Here is an 11,843-nt window from a genome sequence, read left to right as displayed (position 1 = left end):
CTAATGTTTCATATTGTCAAAATGCAACAGCTAGTGCGTTGACTGCTACATTATCTGGCTCAGGTACTACATTGAAATGGTATACTACTGCTCAAGGAGATAGTTATAGTGCAACTGCGCCTACACCTTCAACTACAACAGTAGGTACTACATCGTATTGGGTTGCTCAAGCAAATGCTTCAGGTTGCGAAAGTTTACGTAGCCAAATTGATGTAACAGTTAATGCTACACCTTCTACACCTTCAGCTTTAGCTCAAACATTTTGTAATTCGGCTACTGTAGCAAATTTAGTTGCAACAGGAACAGGAACAGGAACGATACAATGGTATGCTGCATCTACAGGAGGAATGTCTTTAGCTTCTACAACAAATTTAGCAACAGGAACTTATTATGTTTCAGAATCTAATTCTAATGGTTGTGAAAGTGCAAGAACAGCAGTAAGTGTAACTGTAAATGTTACCGCTGCACCAACTGCATTAGCACAAACATTTTGTAATGTTGGAACAGTAGCAGATTTAGTAGCAACAGGAACAGGAACTATGCAATGGTATGCTGCATCTACAGGAGGAATGGCTTTAGCATCTACAACAAATTTAGCAACAGGAACTTATTATGTTTCACAGACATTAAATTCATGTGAGAGTGCAACAAGAACTATGGTAAGTGTAACTTTGAATGTTACCGCTGCACCAACTGCATCAGCACAAACATTTTGTAATACTGCTACAGTTGCAAATTTAGTTGCAACAGGGTCAGGTCTACAATGGTATTCTGCATCAACAGGAGGAACGGCATTAGTTTCTACAGCAAGTTTAGCAACAGGTACATATTATGTTTCTCAAACAATAAGTGGTTGTGAAAGTGCAACAAGAACAGCGGTAAGTGTAACTGTAAATATTCCAGCAGCTCCAACAGCTTCAGCACAAACTTTTTGTAATACAGCTACAGTTGCAGATTTAGTTGCAACAGGTTCAAATTTACAGTGGTATACTGCTTCAACAGGAGGGACGGCATTAGTTTCTACAACAAGTTTAGCAACTGGTACATATTATGTTTCTCAAACAATAAGTGGGTGTGAAAGTGCTACAAGAACAGCAGTAAATGTAACAATAGCAACTATTGGCTTAATACGTCAACATTGGAGTGATGTTATCTTTTTTGATAATTCTTCAAATGAATACGTTTCTTATAAATGGTATAAAGACGGAATGTTAATTTCAGGAGAAAACAGACAATTCTTAAAAGAGAATGGTGGTTTAGATGGTATTTATTTTGTAAAAGCAATGACTGTTTCAGGTATTGAAGTTACAAGTTGTACATTAGAAATTGTTCGAAATACTGAGATTAGATCTATAAAAGTAATCCCTAATCCTAATGCATCAGGCCAAATGACTTTGATTAAAATGTCTTTATCAGCAACAGAATTAATAGGAGCAAAATTATATTTATTCAGTATTACAGGAGAGTTGTTAAATACAATTGATGTTACAAGTAATGAAATGCAAATACAAGTTCCTAATGCACAAGGTATTTTTCCGTTGAGATTACAGTTACAAAACGGAGATGTTTTATCAGTTAATATTGCAGTAAAATAAGAAATAGATTATGAAAAATATATTAAAGAATATAGTGTTTGCAACATTTTTGATTTTTTCAAATATGATTTTTGCTCAAAATGGAAGTTTTTTTGTAAGTGTGCAAGCTGGTACAAATAAAATAGAAGATACGACCCCTTCTATAAACGATTCAGGAGCTTTTTCTGGAAGTATAAAAGCTGGATATGTTTATAATTTGAATTCTGTTTTTGGAATAGGTACTGGTATAGAGTTCATGCAATATAAACAAAATGTAACTCTTGTTAACGATGTCTATACATCAGTTTTAGTAGATGAAACTGGTTCTGCATTTGAATTTAATCAATCAATGTCTGGTTATTCTGAAAGCCAAACTTTAAATGCATTTCAAGTTCCTTTATTTATTCAGTATAAAAAAGAGTTAAATGAAACGAATAGTTTTTATTTTAGAATTGGAGGAAAGTTACTAATTCCTTCTAAATTCAAATTTAATGCTACTGCAAATAATATAACTACCTCAGGTTTTTATCCTGACTTTAATCTTGAAATCACAAACTTGCCTTCTCATGGTTTTGGTACACAAAGAGATTTTCAAACAACAAATACTTATAAAACTAAACTTGCATATATGGCAAGTACAGAATTAGGGTTTGACTTTAAGTTAAAAGGAATGAATTCAATTTATTTTGGTATGTTTATTGATTATGGTTTGTCGAATGTTGTAGATAATTCTGAATCTAATTCAATTGTTACGTATAATCCATCTGGCTTACCAAATAGCTCTAATGGAGTATATTCCTATAATAAAGAAATTGATTCAAAACCATTAAATTTTGGATTGACACTTGGTTATAGTTTTGGTAAATAGTTATTAAAATTAGTTGGGTTATATAAAAATGATTTACAGGAAACTGTAAATCATTTTTTATATTATATACCTCTAATCTGATTAATTTTCATTCCATTTTTTCTGCTGGCTTTCGTCTAAGAAGGTCCAAGCAATAAATCTACTCACTTTGTTTCCCTGTTCCATTTCAATTGTTTTAACATCAAAAGCTTTGACTTTTTTCAAATGATTATAGAATGGTTTTAAGTTTTCCTTTTTAGAAACTAATACGGTAAACCATAGGCATTGTGTTTTAAAATGTGCGCTTTCATAAATCATATTCGTAATGAAAGCTAACTCTCCACCTTCACACCAAAGTTCATTATTTTGTCCGCCAAAATTTAAAACAGGTTTTCCGTCTTTTTGTTTGCCAATGTTTCTTAGCTTTCGCATAGACCCTTTTGTAGCTTCTTCTCTTGAAGAGTGAAAAGGGGGATTGCAAATCACAAAATCAAATTTTTCGCCTTTTTCAACTATTTCTTTAAAAATATGTCTTTTGTTTAATTGTAGCCTTAGTTTAACCGATTCAACTAAATTAGTATTTCCGTCTAATATTTTTTGAGCAATATTAAAACATTCTTTATCTACTTCAGTTCCTACAAATTCCCAACCGTATTCTTGATGTCCAATAATTGGGTAAATGCAATTTGCACCTACACCAATATCTAATCCTCTTACGTCTTCGCCCATTGGAATTAAATTCTTATTAGAAAGACTTAATAAATCAGCGATATAATGAATGTAATCTGCTCTACCAGGTATTGGAGGACAAAGGTTTGTTTTAGGAATATCCCAATATGTAACACCGTAATGATGTAATAATAAACTCTTATTTAGTGTTTTTACAGCTAATGGGTTTGAAAAATCAATACTGTCATTTCCAAACTTATTCTTAGAAACAAATTTCTCTAAAAAGGGTTCGGTTTTAATTAAAGCAGCAAAGTCATATCCATTGATATGTTTATTATTTGGGTGCATTTTTTTTTGTGTAGTTGGACTCAAAATGTTTTTATTTTTTGCAAAGGTATTAATTTAAAACACTACTAATTAAATTAAATGTTCTGTGTCTCGTTTTCTTTATCTAAATATTCCTGAACAATGTCAATAGCATTTGCAACAACATCACTTAAGGCAGTTATAAAAGCACCTTCTTCAACATTATCAATGGCGTGCTTGATAGCTTCTGTTTCAAGTGAAATTATTTCATAAGTTGTATTGCTGTTTGCTTCATTAATTCCTTCTAAAATTAAATCTATGATTTCTTGTTCAGTTCTACCTCTTAAATGTTTTTCTTGTCTTATGATAATATGATCAAACATTCTCCCAGCAATTAATCCACATTCTTTAATGTCTTCATCACGTCTATCACCAACTCCTGCAATAATTCCAACTTTTTTTGTTGCTTCTATATTGTTTAAATAATCTTCAATACCACGATAACCAGCAGGGTTATGAGCAAAATCGATTAAAACTTTGAATTTTCTAAACTCAAAAATATTCATACGACCTGGTGTTTGTGCCACACTTGGTATAAATGTTTTTAATGACAAGCTTATATCTTCGGTTTTAAAACCCCATAAATAACTTGCTAAAGTTGCAGCAAGAACATTGGCAATCATAAAACGTGCTTTTCCATTTAAAGTTAATGGTACATGTGTTGCTCTTTCAACACGAATTTTCCATTCTCCTTTTTTTATGGTGATGAATCCATTCTCATAAACAGCAACTGTCTTCCCTTCTTTGCTTAATTTTTTTATAAAAGGATTTTCTTCATCTAAACTAAAATAAGCTACATTACATTCTAAACTTTCTCCAACTTTTATACATTGTTCATCATCTGCATTTAAAATAGCCCAACCGTCTTTTTTTACACTTCTTACAACTACGCTTTTTACTTTTGCTAAATCTTCTAATGTGTGAATATCTGCTAATCCTAAATGATCTGCAGCAACATTTGTCATTACAGCAATGTCACAACGACCAAAACCTAATCCTGAACGTAAAATTCCTCCACGAGCCGTTTCTAAAACAGCAAATTCAACCGTTGGGTCTTTTAAAATATATTCAGCAGAAAGAGGGCCAGTTGTATCCCCTTTTTCCATCATATGGTTTTGAATGTAAATACCATCTGATGTGGTGAAACCAACTTTGTATCCGTTATTCTTTACTATATGGGCAATTAATCTTGTAGTAGTTGTTTTTCCATTTGTACCAGTAACAGCAATAATTGGAATACGACTTTCTTTTCCAGGTGGATAAAGCATGTCAATAACCGGAGCAGCTACATTTCTTGGCAAACCTTCAGATGGCGCCAAATGCATTCTAAATCCTGGTGCTGCGTTTACTTCTAAAATACAACCACCATTTTCTTTAAGAGGTTGCGTTAAGTTTTCGGCCATAATATCAACACCACAAATATCTAATCCAATTACTCTTGCAATTCTTTCGCAAAGAAAAATGTTTTCAGGATGCATCATGTCTGTTACATCTACTGAAGTTCCTCCTGTACTTAAATTTGCAGTTGATTTTAAATATACAATTTCCTCTTTTTTAGGAATTGTATCAACGGTGTAACCCAGTTTTTCTAATAAATCTTCAGAATCTCTGTCAATTTCTATTTGAGTTAACACATTTTCATGTCCATAACCACGTCTCGGGTCTTGATTAGTAATGTCAATTAATTGTTGAATTGAATTTTTCCCATTACCTACAACATTTGCAGGAACCCTTTTAGCTGCTGCAACTAACTTATTATCAATAATTAGTACTCTAAAATCAAATCCAGTTATGAATTTCTCTACTATAACTCTTCGGCTATATTTTTTTGCATAAGCTAATCCTTCAACAGCATCTTCCCAAGTTCTTACATTAATAGAGGCACCTTTTCCGTGATTTCCGTCTAACGGTTTTAGAACAATTGGATAACCTATTTTTTTAATTGTATTTTCTAAATCCTCTTCATCTACACAAATATCTCCATCTGCAACAGGAATAGAGGCGTTAGATAACATACGTTTTGTTTCTTCTTTATCACAAGCAATGTCAACTGCAATGTTACTTGTTTTACAAGTAATTGTTGCTTGAAAACGCATTTGATTTACACCATAACCTAGTTGTACTAACGAGTTAGTTCCTAAACGAATCCAAGGAATATCTCTTGAAACAGCTTCTTCTACAATACTTCCAGTACTGGGTCCAAGTCGAACACGTTCACGAATTTCTCGCATTTTTTGTAAATCAGCTTCCAAATCATATTCAGTTCCAGCAATAAGTGCTTCTGCAATTCGTACAGATGATTCGGCAGCAAATAAACCAACGTTCTCTTCAGTATAACTAAATACAACATTATAAACTCCTGGAGTTTTAGTTTCTCTTGTTCTACCAAAACCGGTATCCATACCAGCTAAGGTTTGAATTTCTAATGCAATATGTTCAATAACATGTCCCATCCAAGTTCCTTTTTCTACTCGCATAAAAAAACCACCACGACAACCTTCAGAACAACGATGTTCAATTAATGAAGGAAACATGTTTTCAATACGTTCGCGAAAACCATTGATTTTATCTGTTGGAGATTGTTCCATTTCCTCTAAATCTAATCGCATTTGGATTAGTTTTTTTCTATTTACACTCCAAAGGTTTGGTCCACGTAAGGCTTGAATTTTAAGTATTTTCATTAATGGTATTTGTTTTTTATAGTAAAATTTACGAATCCCTTTAAAATTAAGGTTTTTTTATTGTAAAATTTTGTTTTTTTGAGTAGAAATTAATTAATAGTTGTTACTATTTTTTAAACATGTTTAATAGGTGTTGATATTCAGGTGTTTGCGATTGTTTAAATAAATTTTAATTCTTAAATGTTTATAATGAATAACTTCAAAAGATTATAAATCAGCCTAATAATTTACTAATAAATAAAAAAATAAAAATAGAGTTGATGTTTTTGAATTTGTTACTTTTGCCAAATGAATTCATACTAATTGAATTTATACTAATTGGGGGAAATATAATAGTATATGAACTGTAAGGGTAAGTTAATAATTATTGGTGGAGCTGTAGATAAAGGAAGTTTTACAGAAAAAGAATTTGATAAAGACGTAGCAAAAAATATTAATTTCTTTGAAAAAGGAATTTTGAAACGTATTATAGATGAATCGAAGCATAAGGAAAAATCTAGAATCGAAATTATACCAACTGCATCAAGTATTCCTAAAGAAGTTGGTGAAGAATATGTAAAAGCATTACGTTATTTAGAAGCAGAAAACACAGGTGTTTTATATATTGAAACACGTGAGCAAGCAAACAATGAAGAAGTTTTGGCTCGTTTAAAAGCTGCTGATGTAGTTATGTTTACTGGTGGAGATCAATTGCGTTTGACGTCAATTTTAGGTGGAACGAAGTTTCATGATATGTTAATGGATAAATATAAAAACGAAGATTTTGTATATGCAGGAACTTCGGCTGGTGCTGCAGCGGCTTCTAATAATATGATTTACCAAGGAAGTAGCAGTGAAGCTTTATTGAAAGGTGAAGTTAAAATTACAAGTGGACTTTCTTTTATTAACAATGTAGTTATAGATACCCATTTTGTAAAGCGTGGTAGAATAGGTCGTTTGTTTCAAGCAGTAGTTAGTAATCCAATTTTATTAGGAATAGGACTAGGTGAAGATACAGGTCTTTTAATTACGAATAATACCCAAATGGAAGCTATAGGTTCTGGTTTAGTAATAATAGTGGATGGTAGAGAAATTAAGAATACTAATTTAACTGAAATTTCATTAGGCGAGCCTATTTCAATAAACCATTTAGTAACACATGTAATGAGTATGCGTGATACTTTTGATTTGAATACTAACAAAATGAAAATTCATTCTTAAATATTGCAATTAATCATAAAATATGAAAATAATAATTCACGGTGGTTTTTTCTCAGAATCGGGAACAGATAATGCTACCAAAGTTGCAAAACAACAAGCCTTACTTCGGATTGTTAAAGATTCGTATGATTATTTACAATTTCATTCGGCTGTAGAAACTGTTGTTTATGCCGTTTCTTTGTTAGAAGATGATGCTTTGTTTAATGCAGGTATTGGTTCTCAAATTCAGAGTGATGGAAAAATTAGAATGAGTGCTTCATTAATGAATGGTTTGACGCATAAATTTAGTGGTGTTATTAATTTGCAGGACGTAAAAAATCCTATTCAAGTTGCTGAAGTTTTAATGAATGTTGAAGACCGAGTATTAAGTGGAGAGGGAGCAAACCAATTTGCAAGAGAACATGGTTTTGAAGAATTTTCGACTGAAATTCCACAACGTAAGGCGGAATATGAAGCAAAAGTAAAGTCTAATGGTCAAGGAACAGTTGGTTGTGTAGCTTTAGATAAAAACGGAAATATTGCAGTAGCAACTTCTACTGGAGGAAAAGGTTTTGAAATCGTAGGAAGAGTTTCTGATTCAGCTACTGTGGCAGGAAATTATGCAAATGCTTACTGTGGTGTTAGTTTAACAGGGGTAGGAGAAGATATTACCAGTAATGCAACGGCAACTAAGATTGTAACTCGTGTTACTGATGGATTCACTTTAGAAAAAGCATTTGAAAAAACATTTGAAGAATTAAAACCTTACGATGGTTTTGCGGGTGCAATTGCTATCGATTATAAAGGAAATATGTATCATAAAGATTCACATCCAAGTATGGTTTTTGCTAGTTTTGATGGTGAAAACGAAGAGGTTTTCGGATAAAATACCAGTAGACTAATAGATAATTTTAATATAGAGTATAAATAAAAAATCCCAATCTTTCGATTGGGATTTTCTATATAAGTAAGATAAATTGTTTATAAAACGTTTATTTAATTTTGTTAACGATAGCTTTGAAAGCATCTGAGTGATTCATTGCTAAATCTGCAAGAACTTTACGGTTCAATTCGATATTGTTAGCTTTGATTTTTCCCATAAATTGAGAATAACTCATCCCATACTGTCTTGCACCAGCGTTAATACGCATGATCCATAGAGCACGGAAGTTTCTCTTTTTTTGCTTTCTATCACGGTATGCATAGCACATTGCTTTTTCTACCGCGTTTTTCGCTACTGTCCAAACGTTTTTACGTCTACCAAAGAAACCTTTGGCTTGTTTCATTATTTTTTTTCTTCTAGCTCTTGTAGCTACCGAATTTGTTGCTCTTGGCATAATTTTAATGTTTTTTTGTAGTAAGGCGTTCTAAATTATTTTAGAAACTTAATTAAGCCCACTCCAGGGTTATAAATTGATTTTAACCAACAACGTTTAGATTAATCTTAACTGTTGTTTAATGCTTTTCTCATCTGATTTGTGAACCAAAGTAGAGTGAGTTAAAGCTAACTTACGCTTTTTAGATTTTTTTGTCAAAATGTGACTTTTAAAAGCGTGTTTTCTTTTGATCTTTCCAGTACCAGTAACTTTGAATCGTTTCTTAGCACTAGATTTTGTTTTCATTTTAGGCATTTTCTTCCTGTATTTGAATTATCTTACTTACTGTCTTTACGAGTTTACAATGTAAACTCAATATATTTTATGCCGAAGCATTTTTTATTTTATCTTTTTCTTAGAAGCTAGGTACATAATCATACGCTTTCCTTCTAGAAGAGGCATTTGTTCTACTTTTCCGTATTCTTCTAGCTCAGTAGCTAAACGTAATAATAAAATTTGCCCTTGTTCTTTATAAATAATAGAACGTCCTTTAAAAAACACAAATGCTTTTAATTTTGCTCCATCTTGTAAAAATTTAATAGCATTCTTCTTCTTAAACTCATAATCATGCTCATCAGTTTGAGGTCCAAAACGAATTTCTTTAATTACAACTTGTGAAGACTTTGCCTTAAGCATTTTCTCACGTTTCTTTTGTTCATAAAGAAACTTTCCGTAGTCCATTAATTTACAAACCGGTGGATCAGCATTTGGTGAGATCTCTACTAAATCTACCTCTTGTTCTGTAGCTAAACGTAAAGCATCCTGAATTTTAAAAATTCCAGGTTCAATGTTTTCACCTACTAAACGTACTTCAGGAACACGAATTAAATTATTAATTCTGTGTGCTGCTTTTTTTTCTTCGCGAGGTTTGTAGCCTCTGTTGTTTCTAATTGCTATGGCTTTTGTCTTTTAAGTTAAACTTAGAATGATTTTAATGTTTTCTTTATTTCTTCATCTACTAATGTAGCAAATGCGTCAATTGTAATTGTTTGGTTTGATTTGCCATCATCACCATGTTTTCTTATAGATATTGTTCCGTTTTTCTCCTCTTCTTCACCTACAATAATCATGAATGGAACTTTTTGAACTTCAGCGTCTCTAATTTTTTTACCAATAGTTTCACTTCTGTTATCTAATTGGGCGCGAATTTCGTGATTTTCTAGCGAATTTAAAACTTTTTTCGCATAATTTTCATATTTATCGCTCAATGTTAGTATAATGGCCTGTTCAGGCATTAACCAAAGTGGGAAATTTCCTGCAGTATGCTCTATTAAAATTGCGATAAAGCGTTCCATTGATCCAAAAGGAGCTCTATGAATCATCACTGGACGATGTAACTCATTATCACTTCCTTTATAACTCAGTTCAAAACGTTCTGGTAAATTGTAATCAACCTGTATTGTCCCAAGTTGCCAACTTCTACCTAAAGCATCTTTTACCATGAAGTCTAATTTTGGTCCGTAAAAAGCAGCTTCACCATATTCTACAACAGTAGTTAGATTCTTATCTTTGGATGCATTGATAATAGCATTTTCAGCTTTTTCCCAATTTTCATCACTACCTATATATTTTTCTCTGTTTTCTTTATCTCGTAATGAAATTTGTGCTGTAAAGTTTTCAAACCCTAATGAACCAAATACATATAATACTAAATCAATTACATTTTTAAACTCTTGGTCTAATTGGTCTGGTGTACAGAAAATGTGAGCGTCATCTTGAGTAAATCCTCTTACACGAGTTAAACCGTGTAATTCTCCACTTTGTTCATATCTATATACCGTTCCAAATTCAGCATATCTCTTTGGTAAATCTTTATATGACCATGGTCTTGCATTATAAATCTCACAATGGTGAGGACAATTCATTGGTTTCAATAAAAACTCTTCTCCTTCATTAGGAGTGTTAATGGGTTGAAAACTATCTGCTCCGTATTTTGCATAATGTCCAGATGTTACATAAAGTTCTTTCTGGCCAATATGTGGAGTAATAACTTGTTCATAACCAGCTTTCTTTTGTGCTTTCTTTAAAAAATGTTCTAATCTATCACGTAAAGCAGCACCTTTTGGTAGCCATAAAGGTAGACCTTGACCAACTCTTTGTGAGAAATGAAATAAATCTAATTCTTTACCTAATTTCCTATGATCACGTTTTTTTGCTTCTTCAAGTAAATGAAGATATTCTGTCAAATCTTTTTGCTTTGGAAACGAAATTCCATAAACACGAGTTAACTGTTTGTTTTTTTCATCACCTCTCCAGTATGCGCCAGCAACAGATAATATTTTCATGGCTTTAATTATTCCTGTATTAGGAATATGTCCACCACGACATAAATCAGTAAAAGTAGAGTGGTCGCAAAAAGTAATTGTGCCGTCTTCTAAATTAGTGATTAATTCTGTTTTAAATTCATTGTCCTTATATAGTTCAAGTGCTTCTGCTTTTGTTGCAGCACGCATTTTAAATACATGTTTCTCTCTAGAAATTTCTAAAATTCTATCTTCAACTCTTTTGAAGTCTGTATCGGTCAGTTTCTCAGCTCCAAAATCAACATCGTAATAAAAACCATTATCAATAGCAGGCCCAATAGTTAGTTTACAACCTGGATATAACTCTTCAATTACTTGTGCCATAACGTGAGAAGTAGAATGCCAAAAAGCCTTTTTACCTTCGTCATTATTCCAAGTGTATAAAATTAGAGAACCATCGGTGGTTAAATTTGTCGTTGTTTCAACTGTTGTACCATTAAAAGAAGCCGAAATTACATTTCTAGCTAAACCTTCGCTTATACTTAAAGCAACATCCATTGGAGTTGTACCTTGTGCAAACTCCTTAACCGAACCATCCGGTAAAGTAATCTTTATCATTTTTTATTTTTTAATGAATTGCAAATATACGCTATTGAATAATTACATACAATATATATATAGGTGCATTTTTACATATACCTTATATATATTGGTGCATTTTATTTTTTCTAGTAGCTTATTCCCGCTTTCCGCTATATCTTTTATTGTTTTTTTTATAAAAAACAATAAAAGGATGCCGCTTCACTCCGGGCTATGAGTCCTGTATTTGAAGAGTAAGTGGTTAAATTCACAAATACTCGATACAAGGTTTAAACAAATGAGTATTTTTTTTCACGTGTAAGTTACTT

The 11,843-nt window shown here is 32.1% G+C and carries 9 protein-coding genes and 1 pseudogene; 4 read left to right on the top strand and 6 right to left on the bottom strand.

From position 1 onward, the window contains the following. Together UXY25_RS00805 and UXY25_RS00800 are read left to right on the top strand one after the other, a co-directional pair. Positions 1-1,595 (top strand): annotated as a pseudogene (locus tag UXY25_RS00805) (hypothetical protein); the annotation flags it as partial. Between the two features lie 10 nt (positions 1,596-1,605). Beyond that, on the top strand, positions 1,606-2,442 hold the full coding sequence (locus UXY25_RS00800; RefSeq protein WP_320814093.1) for a hypothetical protein: 837 nt from the start codon (positions 1,606-1,608) through the stop codon (positions 2,440-2,442). Positions 2,443-2,523: 81 nt separating this feature from the next. Here UXY25_RS00800 and rlmF read toward each other — a convergent pair whose 3' ends face one another. Next, positions 2,524-3,438: a 23S rRNA (adenine(1618)-N(6))-methyltransferase RlmF gene (gene rlmF, locus UXY25_RS00795; protein ID WP_320814092.1), complete on the bottom strand. Its 915-nt coding sequence runs from the start codon at positions 3,436-3,438 to the stop codon at positions 2,524-2,526. 74 nt (positions 3,439-3,512) lie between these two features. After that, positions 3,513-6,137 carry a cyanophycin synthetase gene (cphA, locus tag UXY25_RS00790; RefSeq protein ID WP_320814091.1) on the bottom strand — a complete coding sequence of 875 codons (2,625 nt, stop codon included), beginning with the start codon at positions 6,135-6,137 and terminating at the stop codon, positions 3,513-3,515. Positions 6,138-6,476: 339 nt separating this feature from the next. On the opposite strand from cphA, the gene UXY25_RS00785 reads away from it, so the two are divergent. Both UXY25_RS00785 and UXY25_RS00780 read left to right on the top strand, forming a co-directional pair. Continuing rightward, on the top strand, positions 6,477-7,337 hold the full coding sequence (locus tag UXY25_RS00785) for a cyanophycinase (RefSeq protein WP_320814090.1): 861 nt from the start codon (positions 6,477-6,479) through the stop codon (positions 7,335-7,337). 22 nt (positions 7,338-7,359) lie between these two features. Then, a complete protein-coding gene (locus tag UXY25_RS00780) occupies positions 7,360-8,202 on the top strand; it encodes an isoaspartyl peptidase/L-asparaginase (protein ID WP_320814089.1) in 843 nt (280 codons plus the stop codon). A 106-nt stretch (positions 8,203-8,308) separates the two neighbouring features. On the opposite strand, the gene rplT is transcribed toward UXY25_RS00780, so the two are convergent. The 4 genes from rplT to thrS all read right to left on the bottom strand — a co-directional run bounded on the left by rplT (position 8,309) and on the right by thrS (position 11,553). Next, positions 8,309-8,653, bottom strand: a complete 345-nt coding sequence (gene rplT / locus UXY25_RS00775) for a 50S ribosomal protein L20 (protein ID WP_320814088.1) — start codon at positions 8,651-8,653, stop codon at positions 8,309-8,311. A 96-nt stretch (positions 8,654-8,749) separates the two neighbouring features. Continuing rightward, complete coding sequence (gene rpmI, locus UXY25_RS00770) at positions 8,750-8,947, bottom strand: 50S ribosomal protein L35 (protein WP_320814087.1); 198 nt, start codon at positions 8,945-8,947, stop codon at positions 8,750-8,752. Positions 8,948-9,031: 84 nt separating this feature from the next. Further along, complete coding sequence (gene infC / locus UXY25_RS00765) at positions 9,032-9,583, bottom strand: translation initiation factor IF-3 (protein WP_320814094.1); 552 nt, start codon at positions 9,581-9,583, stop codon at positions 9,032-9,034. A 29-nt stretch (positions 9,584-9,612) separates the two neighbouring features. Continuing rightward, positions 9,613-11,553 (bottom strand): threonine--tRNA ligase, encoded by a 1,941-nt coding sequence (thrS, locus tag UXY25_RS00760; RefSeq protein WP_320814086.1) that lies wholly within the window; start codon positions 11,551-11,553, stop codon positions 9,613-9,615. Positions 11,554-11,843: the final 290 nt, after the last annotated feature.

It is taken from the genome of Flavobacterium sp., assembly GCF_034111225.1.
GTDB lineage: Bacteria > Bacteroidota > Bacteroidia > Flavobacteriales > Flavobacteriaceae > Flavobacterium.
The sequence above is the reverse complement of the archived record's forward strand: the minus strand, read 5'-3'. Positions and strand labels throughout refer to the sequence as shown.

Coding starts and splice junctions, on each gene's coding strand:
- UXY25_RS00800 (WP_320814093.1), top strand. CDS start 1,606: ATGAAAAATATATTAAAGAATATAGTGTTTGCAACATTTTTGATTTTT.
- rlmF (WP_320814092.1), bottom strand. CDS start 3,438: ATGCACCCAAATAATAAACATATCAATGGATATGACTTTGCTGCTTTA.
- cphA (WP_320814091.1), bottom strand. CDS start 6,137: ATGAAAATACTTAAAATTCAAGCCTTACGTGGACCAAACCTTTGGAGT.
- UXY25_RS00785 (WP_320814090.1), top strand. CDS start 6,477: ATGAACTGTAAGGGTAAGTTAATAATTATTGGTGGAGCTGTAGATAAA.
- UXY25_RS00780 (WP_320814089.1), top strand. CDS start 7,360: ATGAAAATAATAATTCACGGTGGTTTTTTCTCAGAATCGGGAACAGAT.
- rplT (WP_320814088.1), bottom strand. CDS start 8,653: ATGCCAAGAGCAACAAATTCGGTAGCTACAAGAGCTAGAAGAAAAAAA.
- rpmI (WP_320814087.1), bottom strand. CDS start 8,947: ATGCCTAAAATGAAAACAAAATCTAGTGCTAAGAAACGATTCAAAGTT.
- thrS (WP_320814086.1), bottom strand. CDS start 11,553: ATGATAAAGATTACTTTACCGGATGGTTCGGTTAAGGAGTTTGCACAA.